The organism is Zoogloea sp. JDB1 (assembly GCF_056724025.1).
The window spans coordinates 1,687,762-1,713,887 of record NZ_CM161496.1 but is presented as its reverse complement, the minus strand read 5'-3'; the positions used below and the strand labels follow the sequence as shown (position 1 = coordinate 1,713,887).

Genomic DNA, 26,126 nt, shown 5'->3' with positions numbered 1-26,126 from the left:
TTCAACCTGATCCCGGTACCGCCGCTGGACGGCGGCCGCATGACCGGCGTGGTGTCGCGCAAGTTCTGGATGCTCGGCGCGCCGGCGCTGGTCGGCCTGTTCCTGTGGCGACCGAGCCCAATGCTGATCCTCATCGCCATCCTCGCCGCGCCCCACATGCTGAAGGCCTTCCGCGGCGACGGAGAGGAGGCCCCCGGCTATTACGACACGCCGCCGGGCAAGCGCTTCGAATACGCCGTGCTGTACCTGGGCCTGCTGGCCTACCTGGCGGTGATGACCTACGACGTGCACGAGATGCTGGGCAGCCTGCGCACCCAGTACTGAACGCCAACCTCAGGTCGCCGGCGTCGCGCGGGCGCGCAGGGCCTGCTCAATGTTGTCGCCCCAGGCCGGCGCCTCGCCCCTCACTGCCCGTGCCGCGCGGATCAGCGCCAGGTTGCGGGCGGTGCTTTCCGGCTCCCAGTTCTCACGCACTGCAGCCAGTGCGCTACCGATTGCGGCCTGCGCTGCGGCCTCGTCACGGGCCAGCACGGCCAGCTCGACCAGCGTGGCGAAATCCCAGTAATCCGGTACGCCGCTGGCAACGCGCCGCTTCACCGCGTAGGTGACCACCGGCAACAGTTCGACGCGCCGCGGGTCCGGCGGGTTGGCCAGCTCCATCAGCGTCACCGCGTTGATGCCCGGAAAGGCGTCGCGCCAATCGGCTTCGAAGCCCTGCAGATACGCGTCGATGGCCTTGCCCAGCCAGCCGCAGGCGGCCTTTGCGTTGCCGGCCTTCGTTTCGGCGTCCCAGCGGTCCTTGTAAACGCGCCCTAGCAAACTATTGGTTTCGCTGCTCGGACCACGGCGGGCGATCAGTTCCAGGAAGATGGCCTCCGCTTCGTCCCTGCGGCCCAGGCGATTGAGGGCAAAACCGTACTGCTCGCGTACCAGCGTGCTCCGGGCCAGCGGCTTGGCCATGTCCCCCACCAGCGCCACCATGCCCTGCCAGTCGCTGACCGCCCGGTAGGAGAGCAACAGGTCGACCACCACGCCAGCCTCGGCATCGGACAAATCGCCGAGGGTCCGCGCCGCCGCCTGCACGGCATCCTTGCCGGCACTCCGCGCCGCCGCCAGCGTGTTGCGGGCCTCCAGGGCATAGCACACCTGGTCGCGGAAGACGTCGGTCTTGAGGCGGGCGATGTCCGGCGCCACATGGTCCTCCAGCAGCTGGAACACCCGGCTGTCGCGACGTGGCTCGTCCCGGCCGCGCCGCGCCTCGTCGAGGACATGGGTCAGCGCCGCAGCGGCAGCGGTCGGATCGGCCGGCACGCCGCCGGCCGCCAGCTCATAGCGGAGCGTATGCAGCGGCGCCACGTCGAAGGGCAAGGCGCCCGTGTCGCCGAACAGCGTCACCGTCGTCGCCGGCCGCATGCCGTGACGCAGGCCCAACTCGTAGAAGACGTTTGGGCCGGCCAAGGTCAGGTCGGCTACCGCGAAGTCGCACAGGATCAGGCGTTCGTGCGCCGCCTTGTGGATCACTCCGCCGACGGCCTCCTCTTCGGCCCGCAGGGGCTCCATGCCAGCCGCCTCGATCGCGGGCCGGATCAGCATGCTATAGACGGCTTCGAAATCCACCGTCCGTCCAGACGGGAGGGTCTTCCTGCCAAGGGGGATCAACACAAAGCACAGCGGTCTCATCACATCTCCTTGATGCCGGGCGACTTCAATGCAAAAGCAATACGATACCGCCATAATAGGCAAGCACGCCACTCGGGCCACGGGCTTGGCCTGAGTGTCGCAGAACCCGACCGTAATCCGGGCCTCCCTCCACAACCCATTTCAGGCAGAAACGAAATGCGGCATTGCACAAAACACATCCTGCCGGTTCGAAGCATCGTGTAATGTATGCAAACGACCTAGCCCGCAAACAGGAAGTGTCGCCGCCGCATCGTCCCCCCCAGTTTCTTTCCGAGGAGTTCCCATGTCGATCGCTTCATCGCCAAAAGCACCTCCCCTGCCCGGTTTCAAGAACGTGGACCTCAGCCAGAGCTCCGTTTCTGGCTTGTCGTCCGGCGCCTTCATGACGGTCCAGCTCCATCTGGCCCACTCGTCCACCTTCGTCGGCGCCGGCGTCATCGCCGGCGGCCCCTTCCGCTGCGCCGAAACCTACCGCGCGGCAGCCATCGCGGAAGACTCGGCAATCCTCAATGCAGTCTCGATCTGCATGAATCCGCTGATCCCCCAGACCGCCCCCGATCCAGCCCGGCTGGCGCGCAACGCCAAGGCCTGCGCCGACAAGGGCGAGATCGACCCGGTGTCCCACCTGGCCAACGACAGGGTCTATATCTTCACCGGCAGCCGCGACACAGTCGTCAATTCCACCGTGGTGGACACCACCCGCCGCTTCTACGAACACCTGGGTGTCGCTCCCGACAACATCCGCTACGAAAGCGGCGTACCCGCCGGCCACTCGATCATCACCACCAATCCCGAGGACAACCCTCTCGCCGCCAACCGGCCGCCTTACATCAACCAGGGCGACTTCGTTCAAAGCTGGCGGATCCTCGAACACATCTACGGCCCGCTCAATCCCCCCAGCGAGCGCCTGTCCGGCCGCATCATCCGCTTCGACCAACGCGAGTTCTTCAATGGAGAGTCCCGGGCCAGCATGAGCGACTACGGCTACGCCTATGTGCCCAAGGCCGTGGAGGAAGGCGCTCCGGCCCGCGTGCATATCGCCCTGCACGGCTGCAAGCAGGGTTACGCCTACGTGAACTACGTCAACGGCCGTCCCGACCTGGAAAACGGCCTGCCCTACGGCAACCGCTACTTCACCACCACCGGTTACAACGAGCTGGCCGACGCCAACGATCTGATCATCCTCTACCCCCAGGCCCAGGGCACCGACAACGGTGCGACACAAAACCCCGAAGGTTGCTGGGACTGGTGGGGTTACACCAGCACCAGCGCCAGCGAGCCCGACTACTACTCCCAGCAGGCCATCCAGATCCGGGCCATCCACGGCATGCTGCAGCGCCTGGGCACCCCTTGAACGAACCTCCGCAAAGGACACCACCATGCTGCAAGCCCTGACCCAGTTCGCCCATGCACCGGTCGACCAGTTGCAGACCCTGCATCACCTCCAGGCCGACATGATCCGCAAGTTCATCGTCCCCACCGTCGGCACCGACGGCCACCCCGTACCGGCATTCGTGCTGGGCAACCATGCAGAACACATCCGGCAAGCCCTCGGCGGCGTGGCCCTGCGCCAGCTGAGAAACCTGCAGAGCGTACTGCCGGCAGCCGTCAAGCTCAGTCAGGACGTCGGGGTCTATTACGACCTGTTCGCCTTCCAGAGAGCCTTCCTTGAACGCCTGTCCGGCCTGCAGACCCAATGGCTCGAAGGGCTGGAGAGCATCGCCCAGGAGGCCGGAGAGATCCGGCAGGTGAATACGGCCTCCAAGTTGATCGCCCAGGAATACAACCTGTACGCCCAGTTTTCCGCGTTGCTGATGGGCCAGGTGAGCGCCGTCACCGAATTGGTCGAGAATGCCCAGATCGATTTCGGCTATCTGATCGCTCAGACAGTGGAAAAAAACTGAAGCCACAGAGGTAAACGGACGCGCATCCCATGCGGTGCGCCCCAGAAAGAGCGGCGGCCATTGACTGGTGCCTCCGCCGGCTACCCCGCAGCCTCGACACCTCAGGTGCGGCAGCGCAGCCAGGTGGCGAGATCGGCCGCGCTCAGCGGCGGCGAGTAGAAATAGCCCTGCGCAACGCCGCAGCCCAGCGCTTTCAACAACGCGGCCTGCTGTTCGTTCTCGATGCCTTCGGCGATCAGGCCCAGGCCCAGGGTCTGGCCGAGGGCGATGATGGTGCGCACGATCTCCGCATCCTCGGCGTTCCGGTCCGCGGCCGCCACGAAAGAGCGGTCGATCTTCAGCACATCGAGCGGCAGGCGCCGCAGGTGGACGAGACTGGAATAACCGGTACCGAAATCATCCACCGCAACGCTCACGCCGAGCCCCCGCAGGCGGCCGAGGAGAATGGCGGTGCTGGCCGGGTTGGCCATCACCGTGCTTTCGGTCAGTTCGATTTCGAGATCGGCCGGCGCGATGCCGTGCCGCCGCACCAAGGCCGCGATACGCTCGGCCAGGTCACCGCTGTCGAGCTGGCGGGCCGATACATTGACGGCGATCGGCAGACGCCAGCCCTCGTGCTGCCAGCAGGCGGCCTGGCGGCAGGCTTCGTCGAGCACCCAGTCGCCGAGGGCAACGATCAGACCGCTTTCCTCGGCCACCGGGATGAACTCGGCCGGCGCCAGCAGGCCGTGATCCGGATGGCGCCAGCGCACCAGGGCCTCGACGCCGACCACCTCCCCGGAGCCAAGCGATACCTTGGGCTGGTAATGCAGCACCAGCTGGCCACCGGCAACCGCCCGACGCAGGTCCATTTCCATGTTCAGGCGGTGGCTGGTGCGGACGAGCATGTCCTCCTGGAAGAAGCGATAGGTATTGCGCCCGGCGGCCTTGGCGGCATACATCGCCATATCAGCGCGCTTCATCAGCTCGTGCGGATCGTCGCCGTCCTCTGGGAAGAAGGCCATGCCCATAGACGCGCCGATTTCCACGCTATGGCCGCGCAACTGCATCGGACGGCTGATCTCGGCAATCAGCTGCCCGGCCAGGCTGGCACAGTGGCGCGTCTCGTCGAGGTCTTCCATCAGCACCACGAATTCATCACCGCCGAGCCGGGCCACGGTGTCCATCGCCCGCAGGCGGCCCTGGATGCGCCGCGCGACTTCCTGCAGCAGCAGGTCACCGACGTCGTGGCCGAGGCCGTCGTTGACGCTCTTGAAGCGGTCGAGATCGATGAAGGTCACCGACAGACGGCGCGCCTCACGCTGGCTGCGGTGGATCGCGTGCTGCAGGCGCTCGAGGATCAGCGCCCGGTTGGGCAGGCCGGTCAGCGCGTCGTGGAAGGCCAGGTGCTGGATCCGCTCATCCTTGCGGTGCATGTCGGTGACGTCATGGAAGACCGCCACGTAGCGCACCGGCTGGCCGTCGTCGTCGTCGATACGGTTGATCGTCGTCCATTGCAGGTAGGCTTCGCCGCCCTTGTTGCGGTTCCAGACTTCGCCCTGCCAGTGCGCCTCGTCGTGCAGCCGGCGCCACATTTCGCGATAGAAGCCGGCGTCGTGGTGCTCCGAGCGCAGCAGGCTGGGCTGCCGCCCGAGCACCTCGGCGGCGCTGTAGCCAGTGATCTTGCCGAAGGCCGGATTGACCGACAGGATGATGCTTTGCGCATCGGTGATCATCACCCCCTCGGCGGAGTTGTGAAAGACGCTCGCCGCGAGGCGTAATTGCTCTTCAGTCCGCTTCTGGTCGGTCATGTCGCGACCGACGCCGAGCACGCTGACGACGCGCTCGTCCGGCGCCCGCTCCGGCACCATGCTGATCATGTGGTAGCGTGGCAGCCCATCCAGCCCCGGGAAAGCCAGATCGAAATCGCGGCTCTCGCCACTGCGGGCCACCTCGCGCACGGCCGCGAGCAGCGCGTCGAAACGCCCATCCGGCCACAAGACCTGCGGGGAGCGGCCCAGTACGTCGGCGGCAACAAGACCCAGGGTCTTTTCCAGCGAACGGTTCAGGTAAATGATCCGCCCCTCGCAGTCCCAGCGCGCGATATTGTCCGGCACGTTGTCGGCCAGGGAGCGGAAGGCCCGCTCCCGTTCGGCCAGCGCCTTCGCCGCATGGCGCGGCTCGGTGATGTCCTGCAGCATCAGCAGCAGATGGGCCTCGCCGCAACTCACGAAGGGCGAGCACTGCGCGCGGACCCATACCTCCTTCCCGAAGGTACTGGTGAAGCGCGACTCCGTTTCGAGCCGGCGCCCTTCGGCCTGCACCCGGGTAACCAACTCATACAGTCCGCCCTCGTGCCATGATGGGATGTAGTGAAAGTTCTGCCCCAGCAGTTGCTCCCGCGTACCGCCGGTCAACTGCACGACGGCCGGGTTGGCCAGCACGCACTGCCCGTCCTGGCGATAGGCGAGCACGCCGACCGCCGACGTCGCGAGGATGTTCTCGTTGAGCGCCAGCGCCTCGCGCAGTTGTTCCTTGGTCTCGTGCAGCTTGTGGGTGCGCTCCTCGACGCTCTGCTCGAGGCGCTGGTTGAAGGCGCCGAGGGCCGCCTCGGCGAGCTTGCGTTCGGTGATGTCGGTGGCGATGCCGCAAACGGCATAGATCCGGCCGGCGCCATCGCGCAGTGGCACTTTCAGCGACAGCATCGTGTGGATGCCGTCGTCCATCGGCACGAGCTCCTCGAACTCGCGCGCCTCGCCGTTCTCCAGCACCGTCAGGTCGGCCGCGCGCACCGCCTCGGCGACTTCGGGCGGGAACAGGTCGAAATCGGTACGGCCGCGCAGGCTGTCGTTGGTGACGTGGTGCAGGTCGCAATAACGCTGATTGACCAACAGGTAACGGCCGTCGCGGTCCTTCACGAAGATCACCGCGGTGGTGTTGTCGATGATCGAGTTCAACAGCTCCTGGCTATACGCCAGCGCCTCCTGCGCTTCCTTGAGATCGCTGATGTCGGTACAGATGCCAAGGACCTTGTCGCAGCGCCCGTCGTCCTCGATCAACGGCGTCTTGGTGGTGCTGAACCAATGCACCGAACCGTCGAAGAAGGACACCGGCTCGGCGACGATCAGCTTGCCCCGCCGCTGGTCGATCACTTCGCGGTCGTCGCGCAGGAAGGCCTCCAGTTCCTCGGCATTGGGATGGAAATAGGCATTGCTGCGCCCTTCGACATCCGCCGCCCCCAGGCCGTAAGCCGCCGCCAGCGCGGCATTGGCGAGCAGAAAGATGCCGTCGCGGTCCTTCACGAAAATCATGTTCGGGCAGCTGTCGATCACCTGGCGCAGGAAGTCCCGCTGCTGGCAAAGGCCGTCGCCGATGAGTTTTTCGTTCGTCATTCTGCCCTTGTGCCCGAATGCCCATAATGGTTCTCGGCCCTGATCTTCGTGCCTATTCCACACATCAGGCAAGCGGCGCCGCGAGCCGCCCCTGCAATCGGTCACACCGGCGCACCTGCCCCGGCCCTTCTCCCAAAGAAAAAGCGGCGCCGATCGGCGCCGCTTTTTCCTGCTGTTCCCCTCTTGCCGAGAGGTCTTCTTGTAAGCCTTACATGCTGCGGCGGTACTGGCCGCCCACCTGATACAGGGCGCCGGTGATCTGGCCGAGGGAGCAGTACTTCACCGCTTCCACCAGTACCGCAAAGACGTTGCCGTTCTCAATGACGGTCTGCTTGAGCTTGGCCAGCCACTTGGGCGATTCGTCGGCGTTGCGGGCCTGGAAGTCGGCCAGGCGCTGGAGCTGGCTCTGCTTTTCGTCCTCGGAGGAACGGGCCAGCTCGATTTCCTGCTGGGCCATGCCCTTCGGGTTGAGGAAGGTATTCACGCCGATGATCGGGTAGGTGCCGTCGTGCTTCTTGTGCTCGTAGTACAGCGACTCTTCCTGGATCTTGCCGCGCTGGAAGCCGGTTTCCATCGCGCCGAGCACGCCGCCGCGGGAGCTGATGGCTTCGAACTCCTTGAGCACCGCCTCTTCGACCAGGTCGGTCAGCTCGTCGATGATGAAGGCGCCCTGGTTGGGGTTTTCGTTCTTGGCGAGGCCCCATTCGCGGTTGATGATCAGCTGGATTGCCATCGCGCGGCGCACCGATTCCTCGGTCGGCGTGGTGATCGCCTCGTCGTAGGCGTTGGTGTGCAGCGAGTTGCAGTTGTCGTAGATGGCGATCAGCGCCTGCAGCGTGGTGCGGATGTCATTGAAGTCCATTTCCTGGGCGTGCAGCGAGCGGCCGGAGGTCTGGACGTGGTACTTCAGCTTCTGGCTGCGCTCGTTGGCGCCGTACTTGTTCTTCATCGCCACGGCCCAGATGCGGCGGGCGACGCGGCCGATCACCGAGTATTCCGGGTCCATGCCGTTGCTGAAGAAGAAGGACAGATTCGGCGCAAAGTCGTCGATGTGCATGCCGCGGGCCAGGTAGCTTTCCACGTAGGTGAAGCCGTTGGACAGCGTGAAGGCCAGCTGGCTGATCGGGTTCGCGCCCGCCTCGGCGATGTGGTAGCCGGAGATCGACACCGAGTAGAAGTTCTGCACCTTGTTATGGACGAAAAACTCCTGGATGTCGCCCATCATCTTCAGCGCGAACTCGGTGCTGAAGATGCAGGTGTTCTGGCCCTGGTCTTCCTTCAGGATGTCGGCCTGCACGGTGCCGCGCACGGAGGACAGCACCCATTCGCGGATCTTCTCGGCTTCGTCTTCGGTCGGCTCACGGCCGTTCTGCGCCTTGAACTTGTCGAGCTGCTGGGCCAGCGCGGTGTTGAAGAACATCGCCAGGATGATCGGTGCCGGGCCGTTGATGGTCATCGACACGGAGGTGGTCGGGTTGACCAGATCGAAACCGTCGTACAGCACCTTCATGTCGTCCAGCGTGGCGATGGACACGCCGGAGTTGCCGATCTTGCCGTAGATGTCCGGACGCGGATCCGGGTCGCAACCGTACAGCGTCACGGAGTCGAAGGCGGTGGAGAGGCGATGCGCCGGCATGCCTTCGGAGACCTTCTTGAAGCGGCGGTTGGTACGGAAGGCGTCGCCTTCGCCTGCGAACATCCGGGTCGGGTCCTCGCCCTCGCGCTTGAAGGCAAACACGCCAGCGGTGTAGGGGAAGGAGCCGGGGACGTTTTCCTTCATCAGGAACTTGAGGGTCTCGCCGTCGTCCTCGAAGCGCGGCAGGGACACCTTGCGGATCTTTGTGCCGGACAGAGACTCGGAAGTCAGCGCGGTGCGGATCTCCTTGTCGCGGATCTTCACCACGTATTCGTCGGCAGCGTACAGCTCGACGGTCTTCGGCCACATGTCGAGGAGCTTCTTGGAGGTGCCGCTCAGTTCGCCGTCCTTCCACTCGATGAGCTCATCGAAGCTCCCCGCGTCCTTCTTGCAGCCTTCGAAGAGCTGCTTGGAGATGCGCAGGGCCTGGCGCTCGCGGGCCACCCTGGCCTGTTCAGCGGTGTGCTGGTGGTAGCCGCGCACGGAGTCAGCGATCTCGGCCAGGTAGCGGGCGCGCTCGGCCGGCACGATGGCACGGCCGCGGCTGGAAGCCTTGACGCTCACCAGCGGCAGCTTGGGCGCGGCCAGTTTGAGACCCTTGGTGGTCAGCAGCGGGGCGATGGCCTGGTACAGCGCGGTGACGCCGTCGTCGTTGAAGCGGGCCGCCATCGTGCCGAACACCGGCATTTCATCGGTCGGAGTGGAGAACAGCTCGCGGTTGCGCTGGTACTGCTTGCGCACGTCGCGCAGCGCGTCCTCGGCGCCCTTGCGGTCGAACTTGTTGATCGCCACGAAGTCGGCGAAGTCGAGCATGTCGATCTTCTCGAGCTGGCTGGCGGCGCCGAACTCGGGGGTCATCACGTACAGGGACACATCGACGAAGGGAACGATGGCCGCATCGCCCTGGCCGATGCCGGAGGTCTCGACGATGATCAGGTCGAAGCCGGCCAGGCGGGTGGCGGCGATCACTTCGGGCAGCGCGGCGGACACTTCCTTGCCGGTGTCGCGGGTGGCCAGCGAACGCATGAAGATGTTCGGGTGCTCGATGGCGTTCATGCGGATGCGGTCGCCGAGCAGCGCGCCGCCGGTGCGCTTGCGCGACGGGTCGATGGAGACGATGGCCAGCTTGACCTGGTCGTCCTGGTCGAGGCGGAAGCGGCGCACCAGCTCGTCGGTGAGGCTGGACTTGCCGGCGCCGCCAGTGCCGGTGATGCCGAGGGCCGGCACCTTGAGATCCTTGGCGGCCTCGATCAGCGCGGCCTTCACGGCGTCCGGATAGGCGCCATTCTCGAGGCCGGTGATGACCTTCGAGAGGGCGCGGCGGTCGCCGGACTGCAGCGCGGCGATGACGGCCTCGGCACCCTGCGGGCCGGCATGGCTCAAGTCCTGGTCGCAGCGTTCGACGACGTCGTTGATCATGCCCTGCAGGCCGAGGATGGCGCCGTCTTCCGGCGAGTAGATACGGGTCACGCCGTAGTCGTGGAGTTCCTTGATCTCGGCCGGCACGATCACGCCGCCACCGCCGCCGAAGACCTTGATATTCTCGCCGCCGTTCTCGCGCAGCAGGTCGATCATGTACTTGAAGAATTCCACGTGGCCGCCCTGGTAGGACGTGATCGCAATGCCCTGCACGTCTTCCTGGAGCGCGGCATTGACGATCTCGCCCACCGAGCGATTGTGACCGAGGTGGATCACCTCGGAACCGGTGGATTGAAGAATCCGCCGCATGATGTTGATCGACGCATCGTGGCCATCGAACAGTGCCGCCGCGGTGACGAAACGCACCTTGTTCTTGGGCTTGTAAGCGACGAGCTTGTTGGCAACGCTCAGGTCGGTCATGGTTATCTCCCCCACATCATGTTTATCGATGCGTTCATGGTAGAAGCGGGCGGCGCCCTCCGCCATTGCCGTTGTCGACGGGATTCGTGCAAAATCCGCCAAGCTGCATTTGAGCCTTTTCTAACGTACGCCAGGGAGTCGAAACCCGCTTGAGCACCAGCCAGTCCCGTAAACGTGCCACTGTTTCAATGGGTTTCGTGAGTGGCATGCTGTCCGGTATGCTGCGTCGCAACATCGACGCAGAGCTGCTGCTCGCCGGCCTCGACATCAATCTTGCAGACGCAGCCAGTCGCGTTCCGGTAGACCGCTACGCCACGCTGTACAACCTGGTGATCGGCGAACTGCAGGACGAAGCCTTTGGCCTGTTCTCCACGCCGATGCGGCCGGGCAGCTTCGAGTTCCTGTGCCGCGGCATGCTCGGCGCGCCGACGCTGGCCGACGCCCTCGACCGGGCACGCCGCTTCCTGTCCATCGTGCTGCCCGACCTGACGGTCGGCGTGCAGCGCCAGGAAAACCGCGCAGAACTGCACATCAGCGAGGTCATGCCGGTGGCCGCCACGCCGGACGACCCGGCCCGGGTCTTCGCCTTCGAATGGCTGCTGCGCCTGCTGCACAGCCTGTCGTGCTGGCTAGTCGGACGCGGGCTGGCCCTCGACGCGGTGGATTTCCCTTTCGCCCGCCCCGCCCATGCCGACGACTACGCGCTGGTTTACACGGAACGTTCCGCCTTCGTGACCGGCACACGGCTGGTGGCGCGCTTCAACGCCACCCTCCTCGATCTGCCGATCCGCCGCGACGAGGCCGCGCTGGCGGCCTTCCTGGATGGTGCGCCGGGACGCATCAGCATGCTCTACCGGCGCGACCGCAACACCGTCACGCGGGTCCGCGACCTGATCCGCCATGCGCTGCCGGTCAGCCTGTCCCAGGACGACGTGGCCGGTCGCCTGCACATGTCGCCGCGCACGCTGCACCGTCGCCTGGAAGAAGAAGGCTCCAGCTTCCGAGGTATCAAGGAAGCGCTGCGCCGGGACCTGGCCCTGTCGCGCTTGACCAAGACCCGCCAGTCCATCGCCCAGGTCGCCGCCGACCTCGGCTACGCCGACACCTCGGCTTTCTATCGGGCTTTCACCGGATGGACCGGCATGTCGCCGGAACGCTACCGGCGCCAGCTGGCCCACGACGAAGCGGTCAACTGCGACGACAAAGCCTAGAATGGCAGGTCGGCCCAGAACATTCCCTTTTCATGCCTCGCGTTTACGAACCCCTGACCGAAGAGCTGCTGCGCGAAGCGGACGAGTTGCTGCCCACCCTCATCCGCAATGCGCTGATCGGCATCTACATCATCCAGGACAATCTGTTCCGCTACGCCAATCCGCGCTTCGCCGAGATGTTCGGCTACACGCAGGCAGAAATCTGCGGCCGCCTGGGGCCCATCGCGCTGATCATGCCGGAAGACCGCTGCAAGGTCAGCGAAGCCATCTCGCGGCGCCTCCACCATGGCGCCGATACCGCCCACTACACCTTCCGTGGCCGACGCAAGGATGGTAGCCAGATCGAGCTGGAGGTGTTCGGCAACCGCACCGAATTCGACGGCCGTCCGGCCATCATCGGCATGTTGGTGGACATCACCGCCCGCTGTGCCGCGGAGCGTACCGCCCGCGAGCAACTGCACTTCATCGGCCAGCTCATCGAGGCGATCCCCAGCCCGCTGTTCTTCAAGGACGAACACGCCCGCTACGTGGGCTGCAACAAGGCCTTCGAAGCCTTTCTCGGCAAGCAGCGGCATGAGCTCGTTGGCCGCTCGGTATTCGAGATCTCCCCGCCGGAACTGGCCGCCCGCTACCACGAGGCCGACCAGGCCTTGTTCGACCACCCCGGCGTGCAGACCTACGAGGCGCTGGTCTCGTCAGCGGACGGCCGTAACCGGGACGTCATCTTCAACAAGGCCACCTATTTCAAGTCGGACGGCAGCCTCGGCGGCCTGGTCGGCGTAATCACCGACATCACTGACCGCAAGCAGACCGAAGCCCTGATCTGGATGCAGGCCAACTACGACCCGCTCACCGGCCTGCCAAACCGCCGCCTGCTCAACGACCGCCTGGCCGAGCTGATGAAACAATCCCACCGCACCCACGACTGCGTGGCGGTGATGTTCATCGACCTGGACCGCTTCAAGGAGGTCAACGACACCCTCGGCCATGAGGCCGGCGACCGCCTGCTGGTCGAAGCGGCCCGTCGCATCGTCAGTTGCGTGCGCGAGTCCGACACGGTGGCGCGCCAGGGCGGTGACGAATTCACCGTACTGCTGCCCGGCCTCGCCGACGAAGCGCCGATCGAGCGCATCGCCGAGGACATCATCGACACCCTCGCTCAGCCCTTCCAGCTTGGCCACGACATCGCTTACGTGTCGGCCAGCGTCGGCATCACCCTGTTCCCGAAGGACGCCGAGACGCCGGCCGACATCCTGAAAAACGCCGATCAGGCCATGTACCACGCCAAGGACGAGGGCCGGAACCGCTTCAGCTACTTCTCGCCGCGCATGCAGGAGGCTGCGCTGCAGCGCCTGCAGCTGGGCAAGGACCTGCGGCACGCCCTCGACCGGGGCCAGCTGAGCCTCCACTACCAGCCCATCCTGCGCCTCGCCGACGGCCATTTTCACAAGGCCGAAGCCTTGCTGCGCTGGCACCATCCGCAGCGCGGCGCCGTCTCGCCGGCCGAGTTCGTGCCGGTGGCAGAGGAGCTGGGCCTGATCGACACCATCGGCACCTGGGTTTTCCGCGAGGCCATCGACATGGTGGCGCGCTGGCGCGCAACGGTGCCACCCGAACTGGCCGACAGCCTGCAAGTCACCGTCAATGCGTCGCCGCGCCAGTTCGCCAAGGGACGCTCGCTCGCCGTCCTGCTCGACGAGCTCACCGAACGGAACGTGCCCGGCGCGAGCATCGCAATCGAAATCACCGAGGGCCTGCTGCTCGACGAGCACCCGTCGGTCACCGCCCAGCTGGCGTGCCTCAGCGCTGCCGGCATCCAGATCTCCATCGACGACTTCGGCACCGGCTACTCGGCGATGGCCTATCTCAAGCGCATGGACATCGACACCCTCAAGATCGACCGTTCCTTCGTCCGCGACCTGACCACCGACCCCAGCGACCTGGCGATCACCGAGGCCATCATCGCGATGGCCCACAAGCTCGACCTCGAAGTGGTCGCCGAAGGCATCGAGAGCGAGGCCCAGCGAGAACGCCTGGCCGCCGCCGGCTGCGACTACGGCCAGGGCTACCTGTTCTCCCCGCCCCTGCCGGAAGACACCTTCTTCGCCTACATCGCCCGCCACAGTCGATGACGTCCCGCCTGCCGCCCACCAATCCCGGCAAACCCGCCACACCGGAAGAGTTGCGACGCTACGACCTGCTGCTGGCCGGCCTCGATTTGCTCGATCAGGCCATCGCAGTATTCGACGCCAGCCCCAAGCTGGTGACCTGGAACAAGGCCCTGCTGCGCCTGCTCGACTTTCCCGAAGAAATGGTGCGGGTCGGCACCCCCTTCGAAGACTTTGTGCGCTTCAACGCCCAGCGTGGCGAGTATGGGCTCGGCGGCCGCGGCGGCAACGACGCAGACGTGGAACGCCTGGTCGCCGAACGCATGGCTTCGGTACGCTCATTCCAGCCCCACCAGGCCGAACGCATCCGTCCCAACGGCCAGGTGCTGTCGATCCGCGGTGTGCCGATCCCGAACCTGGGTTTCGTGACACTGTGGACCGACATCACCGAGCAACGCCGTTACGAGCAACTCATCGAAAGCCAGAACGCCGCCCTCGAAACCCGTGTCAGCGCGCGCACGGCGGAGCTGGAAGCGGCCACCGCGCGCCTCGACGCGCTGGCGGGTCAGTTGGCCCGCAGCGAGGAACGCCTGCGCCTGATCATGGACGCCATCCCGGCGCTGATCGCCTACGTGGATGCGGACGAGCGCTACATCTTCGCCAACCGCGGCTACACCGAATGGTTCGGCATCGACCCGGCAAAAATCATCGGGCGCAGCATCGCCGAGGTGTTCGGTGCCGAGGCCTATGCGCAGATCCGCCCCTACATCGCGCAGGCCGCCACTGGCGAACAGGTCAGCTACGAGTACTCGCGCATCAACCCGGCCGGCCGCCAGGTGCATGCGCGCAGCGCACTGGTACCCGAGGTCTCGCCGAGCGGCAGCGTGCAAGGCTATTTCGTGCTGTCCATCGACATCACCGAGCAGAAGGCCAGCCAGGCCGCACTGATCCAGGCGCAGAAGATGGAGGCCGTCGGCCAGCTGACCGGTGGCTTGGCCCACGACTTCAACAACCTGCTCACCATCATCACCGGCAACCTGGCCACCCTGCGCGACAAGCTACCGCCCCACCAGGGTTACGACGACTACCTGGAGCCGGCCCTGTCGGCGGCGCGCCGCGGCACTGAGCTGATCCGCCGCCTCCTCACCTTCTCCCGCCAGCAACCGCTGGAGCCCTGCCCGGTAGAGGTCAGCGCGCTGGTTCACGGCATGACCTCGCTGCTGTCCCGCTCCCTCACCGAGCGCATTCACATGCAGCTCGACCTGCCGGCCGACAAGCTCTACGCGCTGGTCGACCCCCACCAACTGGAAAGCGCCCTGCTCAACCTGGCCATCAACGCCCGCGACGCGATGCCCGACGGCGGTGAGCTGCGGATAGCCGTCAGCCGGCGCCAGATTACGCCGAACATCGCCCAACAGGCCGAGGTCCCGCCCGGCGACTACGTGCAGTTCGACGTCTCCGACACCGGCTCGGGCATTCCGCCGGAGCTGCTGCCGCGCCTCTTTGAACCCTTCTTCACCACCAAGGCCTTCGGCGCCGGCAGCGGCCTCGGCCTGGCCATGGTGTATGGCTTCATCCGCCAGTCCGGCGGCAACATCCGCGTCCTCAGCACGCCCGGCGCCGGCACCAACGTGCGCTTCATCATGCCGATGACCAATGCGCCGACGCCGGCGCCCGGCCCCGCCGTCCCGGCAGCCACTGCCACCGAGAACGCCCACCGCCTGGTGCTGCTCGTCGAGGACGAGCCCGAGGTACGCAAGGTGATCCGCCTGCAACTCACCGAGCTGGGCTACCCGGTCCTCGAAGCCGGCAACGGCATTGAGGCGAAGGCAATACTGGAGGCCGTCGAGGACATCGCGCTGCTGGTCTCCGATACCGTCATGCCCGGCCTCGGCGGGCGGGAGCTGGCCGCCGAGGCCCGCGCGTTGCGTCCCGAGCTACCGATCCTGCTGATCACTGGCTATGCCACCGGCGAACCACCGGCCGGCATGCCCGACATCCCGACCCTGCGCAAACCCTTCGAGCGCAGCGCCCTCGCTGCGGCGCTCGCAGCCCTCGACCATCCGGAGACTCCGGCATCATGACCGCCGCCGACAAGGACAGCCCCTTGATCTTCATCGTCGAAGACGAAGCCGACATCGCCCGCCTGATCGCCAGCAGCCTCGCCGAATACGGTTTCCGCAGCGAGAGCTTCGGCACCGGCCGTGCGCTGCTGGCCCGCGCCCGCCGCGTGCAGCCGGAGCTGGCCATCCTCGACCTCGGCCTGCCCGACATGGACGGCCTGCAGGTGCTGCGTGAGCTGCAGGAGCAGCACCCCTGCGCGGCCCTGATCCTGACTGGCCGCGACGGCCTCACCGACCGGGTACTGGGCCTGGAGCTGGGCGCCGACGACTACCTGGTCAAGCCCTTCGAGCCCCGCGAGCTGGTGGCCCGCGTGCGTTCCATCCTGCGCCGCTACCAGAAGGCCGCCGCGCAGGAATCCAGCGGCCACAGCGGCGCGTCCTTCGCCGGCTGGCACTTTGACCTCGGCCGCCTCCACCTCAGCACCGCCGACGGCCGCGAGGTCGCGTTGTCAGCCGCCGAGGCGGCACTACTGCAGACCCTGCTGAAACGCCCCAACAAGATCCTGACCCGCGAGCAGCTGATCGGCGAACGCGACCTCGACCCCTTCGACCGCAGCATCGACGTGCGCATCTCGCGCCTGCGCCGCAAGCTGGAGGACGACCCGCAGGATCCGAAGATCATCAAGACGGTGTACGGCGCCGGCTACCTGCTGTGCGCCGCCGTGGACTGGGAGTGATCCCGCCCGGCAGCCGACTCCCGTAGAATGCCGGCTCCTTTAGGAGGGAAAAACCAATCATGACAAGACCATTCAAAGTACTCGGCGTCCAGCAGATCGCCATCGGCGGCCCGTCCAAGGACCGCCTGCGCACCCTGTGGGTGGACATGTTCGGCCTCGAAGTCACCGGCACCTTCAAGTCGGAACGGGAGAACGTGGACGAGGACATCACCGCCATGGGCAAAGGCCCGTTCAAGGTCGAAGTGGACCTGATGCAGCCCCTCGACCCCGAGAAGAAGCCGGCCGTGCACACCACCCCGCTGAACCACGTGGGCCTGTGGATCGACGACCTGCCGAAAGCCGTCGAGTGGCTCACTGCCAACGGCGTGCGCTTCGCGCCGGGCGGCATCCGCAAGGGCGCCGCCGGTTTCGACATCACCTTCCTCCACCCCAAGGGCAATGAAGAATTCCCCATCGGTGGTGAAGGGGTACTGGTCGAGCTGGTCCAGGCCCCGCAGGAAGTGATCGACGCCTTCGCCAAGCTGGCCGGCTGATCACCCGCAGCAAACGACGAAGGGCCGGCCCTCTCGCGGGGGCCGGCCCTTCGCGCATCCGGTGCTGCTCACAGCGACTTGGCCTGGAAGGTGTTGCAGTCCTTCACCTGCCCGCTGTCCATGCCGCGCTTGAACCAGCGCACCCGCTGCTCCGACGAGCCGTGGGTGAAGCTGTCCGGCACCGCGTAACCCTTGGCCTGCTTCTGCAAGGTGTCGTCGCCGATGGCGGTGGCCGCACGCAGCGCCTCGTCTATATCGCCCGCGTCGAGAATGTGGCGGGCCGTATCGGCGTTCTTCGCCCACACGCCGGCCAGGCAGTCCGCCTGCAGCTCCAGGCGCACCGACAGCGCATTCGCCTCCCGCTCGCCGGCCCGCTCCCGCGCCGCCTGCACCTTGGCCGACACGCCGAGCAGGTTCTGCACGTGGTGTCCTACCTCGTGGGCAATCACATAGGCCTGGGCGAAATCCCCCGGCGCCTTGAAGCGCGTCTTCAGCTCTTGGTAGAAACCCAGGTCGATGTAGACCTTGTGGTCCGCCGGGCAGTAGAACGGCCCCATCGCCGCCTGCCCGGTGCCGCAGGCGGTACGGGTGGCGCCGGTGAACAGCACCAGCTTCGGATCCTCATACTGCTTGCCGGCCTGGCGGAAGATCTGCTGCCAGGTGTCCTCGGTTTCGCCGAGCACCTTGCGCACGAACTTCGTCTCCGCATCGTTGGCCGGCGGACGGTGCTGCTGCGCCGCTGACGGCGGCGGGGCCGACACATGGGACGCCTGGTTCAGCACGACTCGCGGATCGATACCGAAATACATCGCCACCAGTGCCAGCACCACGGTGCCGACACCGATGCCGCCCACGGGCAGACCACCGCCCCCACCACCGCGTCTATCCTCGACATTGTCGCTTTCCCGGCTGTCGTCCAAACGCATAAAGCCTCCTTCAAGACCTGCAATACCTTGTCGCGCTGCAACATTTTCCTTGTGCAGTGGGCGCATTATGGCTATAGTCCGCGATCCGGTGCAAAAAAGCGGTTTCGCACCGAGTCACATCGTCCCTGACCTTCTTATATCTCCCGTATTAGACGTGAGGTTGTCCTGATCGGTTAGTGCCGATATGCCAGTCAGGCAGCCATTCAGTCGCACGCGTTTTCGCGTGGCGGCGCGTTGCCGTTTTTTCTTCGCGGGCACCGCATCCGCAATACAAAAGATAAGGAAGCGAACATGGATTTCGCCGCTCTCGGGCTCTCCGAACAGATCGTCAAAGCCGTTGCCGACGCCGGCTACACCGAACCCACCCCGGTCCAGCAAGCCGCCATTCCCGCCGCCCTCGCCGGCAAGGATCTCGTGGTTTCCAGCCAGACCGGCTCCGGCAAGACCGCAGCCTTCATGCTGCCGTCCCTGCAGCGCCTGACTACCGAATCCACCATCAAGGCCCGCGGCCCCCGCGTGCTGGTGCTCACCCCGACCCGCGAACTGGCCGTTCAGGTCACCGACGCCTGCAAGGGCTACGGCAAGAACCTGCGCTACGCGAAGGCCGTCAGCGTGGTCGGCGGCATGCCCTACCCGGTGCAGAACAAGCTGCTGTCCAGCCCCTATGAGATCCTGGTGGCCACCCCTGGCCGTCTGATGGACCAGATGAACAGCGGCCGCATCGACTTCGGCCGCCTGGAAATCCTGATCCTCGACGAAGCCGACCGCATGCTCGACATGGGCTTCGTAGACGACATCGAGGCCATCGTCGCCAAGCTGCCGGCCGATCGCCAGACGCTGTTCTTCTCGGCCACCCTCGACGGCCAGGTCGCGCGCATGATGCAGCGCCTGCTGAAGGATCCGGAGCGCATCGAGATCGCCTCCGCGCAGACCCGCCACGAAAACATCGAACAACGCCTGCTGGTCGCCGACGATATCAGCCACAAGAATCGCCTGCTCGACGGCATCCTGCGTGACGTGGGCGTCGAACAGGCCATCGTGTTCACCGCCACCAAGCGCGACGCCGATGCCCTGACGCTGAACCTGGAATCCCAGGGTCACTCGGTTGCAGCCCTGCACGGCGACATGAACCAGCGCATGCGTACCCGCACCCTCGACCAGCTGCGTCGTGGCCACCTGCGCGTGCTGATCGCCACTGACGTTGCCGCCCGCGGCATCGACGTGCGCACCATCAGCCACGTGATCAACTACGACCTGCCGAAGGTCGCCGCCGATTACGTGCACCGCATCGGCCGTACCGGCCGCGGCGGCGCCAGCGGTATCGCCATCAGCTTGGCCGAGCGCCGCGACGTGCGCCTGCTGCGCGCCATCGAACGCTACACCCGCCAGCCGCTGGCCGTGCACACCCTGCCCGGCCTCGAGCCGCGCACCACGCTGCCGGCCGACGAGCGCCGCCCCGGTGGACCGCGCCGTGACGGCCGCGGCTACGGCAACGGCGGCGGCCGCTTCGGCGACAAGCGCCCGTCCGGTGGCTTCGGTGGCAACCGCTTCGACCGCGAGCGTCGCGACGACAACCGTGGCGAAGGCCGCAGTGAAGGTCGTAGCGCCAGCCCGTGGGCCGGCAACGGCGAAGGCCGCCGCGATTTCCGCGACGCCCCCCGCCGCGCCGATGGCGCCAGCGCCCCGCGCCATCCGGAACATCGTACCGAGTTCCCCCACGTGGCCAAGCGCAGCTCCAGCCACCACAATGCCGGCGGCTTCGGCGGCGGACGCAGCGAAGGCACCGGCGGCAAGCCGCGCGCTGGCCGCACCTTCAACCGCGACCGCTAACGGCGCGGCTCGGGGTACATGACAAGGGGGCGCCCACGGGCGCCCCCTTGTCATGCGTGCATCCCCCATATCCCGACGAAAGCAAGACAGGGCGCCCTTCCCCGAGCGCTGAACGGGAACAGGAATAGCATCAAAAGACCCCTCAATTCCTGAGGTGGATCAACCGCTGGCCATCTATGATGGAATACAGTTTTCGGCACGCATTATTCCAGCCTGCCCGACACTCATTCCAAAGGGGGAAAAAACCATGAAAATCACCAGTCCCGTCATCGGCGAAATCGAAGTCTCGCCCGAACGCATCATCGAATTCCCGAACGGCCTGCCCGGCTTCGAAGCCACCCACCAATTCACGCTTCTGCACCCTGAAGGCGACGACGCTCCGAACATCTTCGTGTTACAAGGCGTGGACAACCCCGAAGTGACCTTCACCGTCACCACACCGGATGTGCTTGGACTGAACTATGAGTTCACGCTGACCGACGACGAAGTTGCGGCGCTCCAACTCGGCAATCCGGACGATGTCAGCGTACTGCTGATCGTCCGCAACAACGACACGGGGGCCGTCGCCCCGCAAGCCAACGTGATGGCGCCACTAGTCATCAATACCGCTGCCCGTCGCGCGGTCCAGAAGATCATCGGCCGCGTCGACGCCAGCGTGACCCTGCGCGCCGTCTAAGCGCACCCAGCATCACAACAGGCGGCCTCCCTCCCTGCTCAGGGCCGGAGGCCGTTTCATTCAGTACAGCAAATAATCCCGCCGTTCTTCTTCCCACGCCTTTTCGTCGCCCAGCGCCAGCGCATCCAGATCACCAGGGCGCGTCGTCGCGTCATCCACCCACTCGCGCAGGATCTCCGAACCATTGATCAGATCGATGGCCAGACGGTCGTGCTCGTACTCGTACGGGAAATCCCGCCACAGCGGATAGTCGCGGCGTACCCGGCGGATCGCCTTGAAGGCCAGCGCCTGCAGGCGCCACGGGCGGAAGGCTGCGTGGTCGTAATGGGTCGGGTCCTCCACGTGGATCTGCAGGCCCTGGCACAGCTTGCCGGCATGCTTGTGGAAGGTCGGCTCGAACCAGCATTCACGCAGCTTGCAGCCAGCCAGCCAGTTGGGCGCAAAGGCCTCCATCTCGGCTAGCACCTTGCCGGCATCCAGGTCTGGTGCGCCGAACAGTTCCAGCGGACGGGTCGTGCCGCGCCCCTCGGACAGCGTCGTCCCCTCCAGCATCACGGTGCCGGCATAGGCCCGCGCCATCGACAGATTGGGCGCGTTAGGACTCGGGTTGATCCAGCTGCGCTCGCTCATCGGCCAGCCGTAGCCGGGCGCCGCCTCGGGCTGCCAGCCCTCCATCGTGATCACCTGGCAATCCACGTCGAGCTTCAGCGTGGCAATGAACCAGCGGGCCAGTTCGCCCATCGTCAGACCGTGGCGCATCGGCAAGGGACCGGCGCCGACGAAGCTCTCCCAGCCCGGCTGCAGCAGCGTGCCCTCGACCGGGCGACCGGCCGGGTTCGGGCGGTCCAGCACCCACACGCTCTTGCCATGATGGGCGGCCGCCTCCAGCACATAGCGCAGCGTGGTGATAAAGGTGTAAATACGGCACCCCAGGTCCTGCAGGTCAACCAGCAGCACGTCGAAGCGGTCCATCATCGGCGCCGTCGGCCGGCGTACCTCGCCGTACAGGCTGAACACCGGAATGCCGTGCCGCGGATCGAAGAAATCCGGCGACTCCACCATGTTGTCCTGCTTGTCGCCACGCAGCCCATGCTGCGGGCCGAAGGCCGCCGACAGTTCGATATCGGGCAGGGCCGCCAACGCGTCGAGGGAATGGGTCAGGTCACGGGTGACGGAGGCCGGATGGGCCAGCAGGGCGACCCGCTTGCCGGCCAGTGGGCGGCGCAGTTCGGGGTCGGCAAGCAGGCGGTCGAGACCGAAGCGGATCATGGTGTCGGAGCCTTTAGAGCAACGGCAAAGCCGTCGCGATGATGGAAATCGGGCTTACCCGGCGGATGGGCCAGCGCCCAGTAACTGTGATGGCCGTCACCATGCTCGATGACGGCGGTGATGCCCAGGCGCAGTTCTCCGGCCGGCAGGCACGCCGCCTCGAGGTCAGCAGTCAGGCTCAGCACGCCTTCATCACGGGTAATGAGCAGCCGTGGTGCCGGGCCGACCGGCGAGGGCACGCGCCCCCGGTAGGTGGCGAAATCGAAGCGCGCCCACTGGCCGTTCGGAGAAAAATTGAATTCTCGATAGGCGTCCAAGGCATCCGCACAAACGAACACCTCGAAACAGGTATAGGCCCACAGGCGCTCCGGCGGCAAGGGCGTGGCGGCCTCCGGAATGCGCAGCACGTCGAGATCGCCTTCCAGCCGGTAAATCAAATGCAGGCCCCCCTCGGCGCCACGTTCAAATTCCACGCGGATCGACAGGCCGGTTGCCGGGGTATCCGGATGGCAAACCAGTGTGATGGAAGAGGAGGCGGTCATGGCGTGGCAGCAAGCTCGGGGGCGTGCAGTTTAGCGGTTCTGCCGCGACAGGTTAAACTCCCGCCGGCCGGCACGGTCCATTCCATTCGTGCCCTTGTAGCGATTCCCATGTCCGCACCCCACTCCCCCGTCCAGCGCAGCTTCACCGACCGCCTGCGCCAGATCGCCCTCTTCGAGATCGGCGGCCTGCTGCTGATTACGCCGCCCTACATCTGGCTGTCCGGCCAGCCGGGCCGCGACTCCTTCGTGCTGATGGCCATCCTGGCGGTCATCGCCGCCATCTGGAACGGCAGCTTCAACACCGCCTTTGACTGGCTGGAAGGCCGCCTCACCGGCCGCACCGCGGATCGCCGCCCGTGGCAGCTGCGGGCCGTCCACGCCATCGGCTTCGAAGGCGGCCTGTTCATGATCACGCTACCGGTGGTGATGCTGTGGACCGGCATGGACTGGCTCACAGCCCTCGTCGCAGACATCAGCATCGCTCTGGCCTACGTAGTGTATGCCTTCAGCTTCAACCTGGCCTACGACCGGGCCTTTCCGATCGTCGCCGACGCCGGCCGTTGAACGCAGCTGCAGGCGGCCGACGAAGCGCGGACGGGCCGCTATAATCCGCACCTTCGCCTCATGCCGGAAACCTGCCGTGTCCGACCGCTTCAAAGTCCTTCCTCAATACCTGATCCCCAAGCAGACCCTTACCGTGCTGGCCGGCAAACTGGCCAGCGCCCGGGCCGGCGGCCTCACCACCGGAGTGATCCGCTGGTTCGTCGGCCGCTACGGGGTCAACATGGACGAGGCGGCCAATCCGGACATCGCCAGCTATGCCAGCTTCAACGATTTCTTCACCCGCCCTCTGAAGGCCGGCGCCCGCCCCCAGGCCAATGCCGACTTCATCTGCCCGGTAGACGGTGCGATCAGCCAGTTCGGCCGCATCGACCGCGACCAGATCTTCCAGGCCAAAGGCCACGCCTACTCCACCCATGCGCTGGTGGGCGGCGACCGGGACCTGGCGATCCAGTTCCACGACGGCGAATTTGCCACTCTTTACCTCAGCCCGCGCGACTACCACCGCATCCACATGCCCTGCGACGGCCGCCTGACCCGCATGATCTACGTGCCCGGCGCGCTGTTCTCGGTCAATCCGACCACTGCCCGCGGCGTGCCCGGCCTGTTTGCCCGCAACGAACGGGTGGTATGCGTCTTCGAGAATGACGAGATCGGCCCCTTCGTGCTGGTACTGGTCGGCGCGACCATCGTCGGCAGCATGGCCACCGTCTGGCACGGCCAGGTCAACCCGCCGCGCCCCGGCAAGATCCGCGAATGGGACTACCCGGCCGGCCAGGTCACGCTGAAGAAGGGCGACGAGATGGGGCGCTTCCTGCTCGGTTCGACGGTCGTCATGCTGTTCCCGAAGAAGCGCCTGAGCTTCACCGGCGCCTGGGCACCAGCCCGCCCGATCCGCCTCGGCGAGGCGATGGGCAGCCGAGCACGCTGAAGCGCGCCAGCCTCAGTGGCGCAGGCGCAGGATGCGCCACGCGCCGGCCAGCACCATCGCGCCGATGATGCAGCCCACCACCCAGTCCGGCCACGGGCTGCCGAGCCAGGCCACAAGGCCGCCGGCGACGATCACACCCAGGTTGGCCAGCGCATCGTTGGCGGTGAAGATGTAGCTCGCCTTCATGTGCGCACCGCCGTCCCGGTGGCCGGCGATCAGCACCATGCAGGCCACGTTGGCGGCCAGCGCCAGCAGCGAGACGCCCATCATCGCGCCGGCCAGGGTCTCCGAACCGTAGAGCACGTGGTCCGCCACCTGCCCGAACAGGCCAAGCCCGAGCAGCAACTGCAACACGCCGGCGAAGCGCGCCGCTTTCAACTGCAGCGCTGCCCCACGCCCGACGGCATACAGCGCCACCGCATACACCGCCGCATCGGCAAACATGTCGAGGCCGTCGGCGAGCAGGCCGGACGACTCCGCCCACCAGCCGGCCAGCCCCTCGATCACGAACATCGCCGCGTTGATGGCGAGCAGCCAGCGCAGCGCTCGCCGCTCGGCGGCCGGATCGTCCACCCGCGCCGCTGGCGCACCAGCCGCCGGACCGCTGCCGACACGCTCCGCCCCCATGCCCAGGCGGGCGATGCGGGCTTCAAGCTCATCGACCGGCATGCCATGCCAGACGGTGACGGTACGCGCACCGAGGTCGAACTCCAGCCCATGGGCCAGCCCATCCAGTTCCATGCGCACCAGCGCCTCCTCGGCAGGGCAGTCCATGTCGCCAACGCGGAAGGTTGACCTCAGCGTGGCCTCGCCGCCGGGCCGGCTCGGCTCATTCAGCCCGACCAGTTGCGGACCTCCCGCCCCACAACTGCAGCCACCGGAACAGGAAGAGGTCGTTTCAGCCATTGCAAGCATCTCGAAGTGATTCCGCCCCGATGGTAGCCTGTCGGCCTCCCACTTCGCACCTCTGCTTGCCCATGAACGCTCCGCTGATCCGCTACGTCGAACCGGTCTTCCGCCCGCCCAGCGAGGCCGAATCCCTGATCCTGCCGGTCACCGATGGTTGCTCATGGAACAAGTGCGCTTTCTGCGAGATGTACACAGCGCCGCAAAAGGCTTTCCGAGCCCGTGACGAAGACGAGGTGCTGACCAGCATCCAGCGCATCGGCAAACGCTACGGCGGCCAGGTCCGCCGGGTCTTCCTCGCCGACGGCGACGCGCTGGTGCTACCGACCCGCCGCCTGCTGGCGATCCTGGAGGCGATCCGCACGCACTTGCCCGGCGTGCACCGGGTCTCCAGCTACTGCCTGGCGCGCAACCTGAAGAAGAAGACCGTCGCCGAACTCACCAGCCTGCGCGAGGCTGGCCTGCGCATGGCCTACCTGGGCGCCGAATCCGGCGACGACGAAGTGCTGGCGAAGGTAAGCAAGGGCGAAACCTTTGACTCGACGCGGGAAGCCCTCGACAAGCTCGGCGAAGCCAGCATCACCCGCTCGGTGATGATCCTCAATGGCCTCGGCGGACAAATCCTCAGTGACCGGCACGCCGACAACTCGGCCCGCCTCGCCAACGCCACCCAGCCGGAATTCCTGTCCACGCTGGTGGTGAGTTTCCCGACCGGCGAAGCCCGCTTCCGCGCCGCCTTCCCGGAATGGGAGCCTCTCGATCAGGCCGGCCTGTTCCATGAGATGGAGCGCTTCCTGGATCAGCTCGAACTGCGCCGCACGGTGTTCCGCTCCGACCACGCCAGCAACTGGCTGGTGCTGAAAGGCACCCTCGGTGCCGACAAGCCCCGCCTGCTGGCCGAAGTACGCAACGCCATCGCCGCGCCGGCAGCAGCCGGGCTTCGACCGGCCTGGGCGCGGGGGCTGTGACGATGGCCTTCCAGCAGATCCTCGAATTCCGCACCCGTGGCCGCGGCAGCCTCGACATCACCGCACAGGTCGCCGACGTGGTGGCCGCATCCGGCATCGCCACTGGCCTCGCCCATGTCTTTGTGCAGCACACCAGTTGCTCGCTGATGATCACCGAGAACGCCGACCCGGACGTGCGCCACGACCTCGAGACGGTCTTCGGCCGCCTCGCCCCTGACGGCGACCCGGCCTACCGCCACGATCTGGAGGGCGACGACGACATGGCGGCCCATGCCCGCAGCGTGCTGTCGGATGTCGGCCTGAGCGTGCCCATCGGCCAGGGCCGCCTTCTGCTTGGCACCTGGCAGGGCATTTTCCTGTGGGAACACCGCAGCAGCGCCCACAGCCGGCACGTGGTGGTCACCGTCATCGGCTGAGCGGCAACGCCCCCCAAGC

21 protein-coding genes are annotated in these 26,126 nt (G+C 66.2%); 14 read left to right on the top strand and 7 right to left on the bottom strand.

What is annotated here, in order from left to right:
• Window positions 1–39 precede the first annotated feature (39 nt).
• Complete coding sequence (locus tag AC1PPK_RS07590; RefSeq protein WP_481117230.1) at window positions 40–324, top strand: hypothetical protein; 285 nt, start codon at window positions 40–42, stop codon at window positions 322–324.
• A gap of 9 nt (window positions 325–333) precedes the next feature.
• On the opposite strand, the gene AC1PPK_RS07585 is transcribed toward AC1PPK_RS07590, so the two are convergent.
• Window positions 334–1,680, bottom strand: a complete 1,347-nt coding sequence (locus AC1PPK_RS07585) for a TRAFs-binding domain-containing protein (protein WP_481117229.1) — start codon at window positions 1,678–1,680, stop codon at window positions 334–336.
• A gap of 283 nt (window positions 1,681–1,963) precedes the next feature.
• Here AC1PPK_RS07585 and AC1PPK_RS07580 point away from each other — a divergent pair, with 283 nt between their 5' ends.
• Together AC1PPK_RS07580 and AC1PPK_RS07575 are read left to right on the top strand one after the other, a co-directional pair.
• Complete coding sequence (locus AC1PPK_RS07580) at window positions 1,964–3,034, top strand: extracellular catalytic domain type 2 short-chain-length polyhydroxyalkanoate depolymerase (protein WP_481117228.1); 1,071 nt, start codon at window positions 1,964–1,966, stop codon at window positions 3,032–3,034.
• 25 nt (window positions 3,035–3,059) lie between these two features.
• Window positions 3,060–3,584, top strand: coding sequence for a hypothetical protein (locus AC1PPK_RS07575; RefSeq protein ID WP_481117227.1), 525 nt, complete (start codon window positions 3,060–3,062; stop codon window positions 3,582–3,584).
• Between the two features lie 101 nt (window positions 3,585–3,685).
• On the opposite strand, the gene AC1PPK_RS07570 is transcribed toward AC1PPK_RS07575, so the two are convergent.
• The gene (locus AC1PPK_RS07570) at window positions 3,686–6,955 is read right to left on the bottom strand and encodes a sensor domain-containing protein (protein WP_481117226.1); all 3,270 of its coding nucleotides are present in this window, start codon (window positions 6,953–6,955) and stop codon (window positions 3,686–3,688) included.
• Window positions 6,956–7,163: 208 nt separating this feature from the next.
• Window positions 7,164–10,430 carry a fused isobutyryl-CoA mutase/GTPase IcmF gene (gene icmF, locus AC1PPK_RS07565; protein WP_481117225.1) on the bottom strand — a complete coding sequence of 1,089 codons (3,267 nt, stop codon included), beginning with the start codon at window positions 10,428–10,430 and terminating at the stop codon, window positions 7,164–7,166.
• 188 nt (window positions 10,431–10,618) lie between these two features.
• Here icmF and AC1PPK_RS07560 point away from each other — a divergent pair, with 188 nt between their 5' ends.
• Genes AC1PPK_RS07560 through AC1PPK_RS07540 form a run of 5 tightly spaced genes read left to right on the top strand, consistent with a single transcriptional unit; the run spans window position 10,619 to window position 17,082 of the window.
• The gene (locus AC1PPK_RS07560; protein WP_481117224.1) at window positions 10,619–11,641 is read left to right on the top strand and encodes an AraC family transcriptional regulator; all 1,023 of its coding nucleotides are present in this window, start codon (window positions 10,619–10,621) and stop codon (window positions 11,639–11,641) included.
• A 32-nt stretch (window positions 11,642–11,673) separates the two neighbouring features.
• Window positions 11,674–13,773, top strand: coding sequence for a putative bifunctional diguanylate cyclase/phosphodiesterase (locus tag AC1PPK_RS07555; RefSeq protein ID WP_481117223.1), 2,100 nt, complete (start codon window positions 11,674–11,676; stop codon window positions 13,771–13,773).
• Complete coding sequence (locus tag AC1PPK_RS07550) at window positions 13,770–15,833, top strand: PAS-domain containing protein (protein ID WP_481117222.1); 2,064 nt, start codon at window positions 13,770–13,772, stop codon at window positions 15,831–15,833. Before AC1PPK_RS07555 ends, AC1PPK_RS07550 begins: the two co-directional genes overlap by 4 nt.
• A complete protein-coding gene (locus AC1PPK_RS07545) occupies window positions 15,830–16,549 on the top strand; it encodes a response regulator transcription factor (RefSeq protein WP_481117221.1) in 720 nt (239 codons plus the stop codon). The genes AC1PPK_RS07550 and AC1PPK_RS07545 overlap by 4 nt, the downstream gene beginning before the upstream one ends.
• 56 nt (window positions 16,550–16,605) lie before the next feature.
• The gene (locus AC1PPK_RS07540; RefSeq protein WP_481118194.1) at window positions 16,606–17,082 is read left to right on the top strand and encodes a VOC family protein; all 477 of its coding nucleotides are present in this window, start codon (window positions 16,606–16,608) and stop codon (window positions 17,080–17,082) included.
• A 68-nt stretch (window positions 17,083–17,150) separates the two neighbouring features.
• On the opposite strand, the gene ypfJ is transcribed toward AC1PPK_RS07540, so the two are convergent.
• Complete coding sequence (gene ypfJ / locus AC1PPK_RS07535) at window positions 17,151–18,008, bottom strand: KPN_02809 family neutral zinc metallopeptidase (protein WP_481117220.1); 858 nt, start codon at window positions 18,006–18,008, stop codon at window positions 17,151–17,153.
• Between the two features lie 291 nt (window positions 18,009–18,299).
• On the opposite strand from ypfJ, the gene AC1PPK_RS07530 reads away from it, so the two are divergent.
• Window positions 18,300–19,838, top strand: coding sequence for a DEAD/DEAH box helicase (locus tag AC1PPK_RS07530; RefSeq protein ID WP_481117219.1), 1,539 nt, complete (start codon window positions 18,300–18,302; stop codon window positions 19,836–19,838).
• Between the two features lie 247 nt (window positions 19,839–20,085).
• Window positions 20,086–20,514 (top strand): flagellar assembly protein FliW, encoded by a 429-nt coding sequence (fliW, locus tag AC1PPK_RS07525; RefSeq protein ID WP_481117218.1) that lies wholly within the window; start codon window positions 20,086–20,088, stop codon window positions 20,512–20,514.
• Window positions 20,515–20,574: 60 nt separating this feature from the next.
• Here the strand turns inward: fliW and AC1PPK_RS07520 are convergent, their stop codons facing one another.
• Complete coding sequence (locus AC1PPK_RS07520) at window positions 20,575–21,783, bottom strand: exo-beta-N-acetylmuramidase NamZ family protein (RefSeq protein ID WP_481117217.1); 1,209 nt, start codon at window positions 21,781–21,783, stop codon at window positions 20,575–20,577.
• Window positions 21,780–22,325, bottom strand: coding sequence for a DOMON-like domain-containing protein (locus tag AC1PPK_RS07515; protein ID WP_481117216.1), 546 nt, complete (start codon window positions 22,323–22,325; stop codon window positions 21,780–21,782). Before AC1PPK_RS07515 ends, AC1PPK_RS07520 begins: the two co-directional genes overlap by 4 nt.
• Before the next feature lie 108 nt (window positions 22,326–22,433).
• Here AC1PPK_RS07515 and AC1PPK_RS07510 point away from each other — a divergent pair, with 108 nt between their 5' ends.
• Together AC1PPK_RS07510 and asd are read left to right on the top strand one after the other, a co-directional pair.
• A complete protein-coding gene (locus tag AC1PPK_RS07510) occupies window positions 22,434–22,889 on the top strand; it encodes a PACE efflux transporter (protein WP_481117215.1) in 456 nt (151 codons plus the stop codon).
• A gap of 76 nt (window positions 22,890–22,965) precedes the next feature.
• A complete protein-coding gene (gene asd / locus AC1PPK_RS07505; protein WP_481117214.1) occupies window positions 22,966–23,817 on the top strand; it encodes an archaetidylserine decarboxylase in 852 nt (283 codons plus the stop codon).
• A gap of 12 nt (window positions 23,818–23,829) precedes the next feature.
• On the opposite strand, the gene AC1PPK_RS07500 is transcribed toward asd, so the two are convergent.
• Window positions 23,830–24,723, bottom strand: a complete 894-nt coding sequence (locus tag AC1PPK_RS07500; RefSeq protein ID WP_481117213.1) for a cation efflux transmembrane domain-containing protein — start codon at window positions 24,721–24,723, stop codon at window positions 23,830–23,832.
• A 71-nt stretch (window positions 24,724–24,794) separates the two neighbouring features.
• Here AC1PPK_RS07500 and AC1PPK_RS07495 point away from each other — a divergent pair, with 71 nt between their 5' ends.
• Window positions 24,795–25,691, top strand: coding sequence for a radical SAM protein (locus tag AC1PPK_RS07495; protein WP_481117212.1), 897 nt, complete (start codon window positions 24,795–24,797; stop codon window positions 25,689–25,691).
• A 2-nt stretch (window positions 25,692–25,693) separates the two neighbouring features.
• Complete coding sequence (locus AC1PPK_RS07490) at window positions 25,694–26,107, top strand: secondary thiamine-phosphate synthase enzyme YjbQ (RefSeq protein WP_481117211.1); 414 nt, start codon at window positions 25,694–25,696, stop codon at window positions 26,105–26,107.
• Window positions 26,108–26,126: the final 19 nt, after the last annotated feature.

Bases quoted from the DNA above. Each gene is read 5' to 3' on its own strand.
- AC1PPK_RS07590 (WP_481117230.1), top strand. From the start codon at position 40: ATGACCGGCGTGGTGTCGCGCAAGTTCTGGATGCTCGGCGCGCCGGCG.
- AC1PPK_RS07585 (WP_481117229.1), bottom strand. From the start codon at position 1,680: ATGAGACCGCTGTGCTTTGTGTTGATCCCCCTTGGCAGGAAGACCCTC.
- AC1PPK_RS07580 (WP_481117228.1), top strand. From the start codon at position 1,964: ATGTCGATCGCTTCATCGCCAAAAGCACCTCCCCTGCCCGGTTTCAAG.
- AC1PPK_RS07575 (WP_481117227.1), top strand. From the start codon at position 3,060: ATGCTGCAAGCCCTGACCCAGTTCGCCCATGCACCGGTCGACCAGTTG.
- AC1PPK_RS07570 (WP_481117226.1), bottom strand. From the start codon at position 6,955: ATGACGAACGAAAAACTCATCGGCGACGGCCTTTGCCAGCAGCGGGAC.
- icmF (WP_481117225.1), bottom strand. From the start codon at position 10,430: ATGACCGACCTGAGCGTTGCCAACAAGCTCGTCGCTTACAAGCCCAAG.
- AC1PPK_RS07560 (WP_481117224.1), top strand. From the start codon at position 10,619: ATGGGTTTCGTGAGTGGCATGCTGTCCGGTATGCTGCGTCGCAACATC.
- AC1PPK_RS07555 (WP_481117223.1), top strand. From the start codon at position 11,674: ATGCCTCGCGTTTACGAACCCCTGACCGAAGAGCTGCTGCGCGAAGCG.
- AC1PPK_RS07550 (WP_481117222.1), top strand. From the start codon at position 13,770: ATGACGTCCCGCCTGCCGCCCACCAATCCCGGCAAACCCGCCACACCG.
- AC1PPK_RS07545 (WP_481117221.1), top strand. From the start codon at position 15,830: ATGACCGCCGCCGACAAGGACAGCCCCTTGATCTTCATCGTCGAAGAC.
- ypfJ (WP_481117220.1), bottom strand. From the start codon at position 18,008: ATGCGTTTGGACGACAGCCGGGAAAGCGACAATGTCGAGGATAGACGC.
- AC1PPK_RS07530 (WP_481117219.1), top strand. From the start codon at position 18,300: ATGGATTTCGCCGCTCTCGGGCTCTCCGAACAGATCGTCAAAGCCGTT.
- fliW (WP_481117218.1), top strand. From the start codon at position 20,086: ATGAAAATCACCAGTCCCGTCATCGGCGAAATCGAAGTCTCGCCCGAA.
- AC1PPK_RS07520 (WP_481117217.1), bottom strand. From the start codon at position 21,783: ATGATCCGCTTCGGTCTCGACCGCCTGCTTGCCGACCCCGAACTGCGC.
- AC1PPK_RS07515 (WP_481117216.1), bottom strand. From the start codon at position 22,325: ATGACCGCCTCCTCTTCCATCACACTGGTTTGCCATCCGGATACCCCG.
- AC1PPK_RS07510 (WP_481117215.1), top strand. From the start codon at position 22,434: ATGTCCGCACCCCACTCCCCCGTCCAGCGCAGCTTCACCGACCGCCTG.
- AC1PPK_RS07500 (WP_481117213.1), bottom strand. From the start codon at position 24,723: ATGGCTGAAACGACCTCTTCCTGTTCCGGTGGCTGCAGTTGTGGGGCG.
- AC1PPK_RS07495 (WP_481117212.1), top strand. From the start codon at position 24,795: ATGAACGCTCCGCTGATCCGCTACGTCGAACCGGTCTTCCGCCCGCCC.
- AC1PPK_RS07490 (WP_481117211.1), top strand. From the start codon at position 25,694: ATGGCCTTCCAGCAGATCCTCGAATTCCGCACCCGTGGCCGCGGCAGC.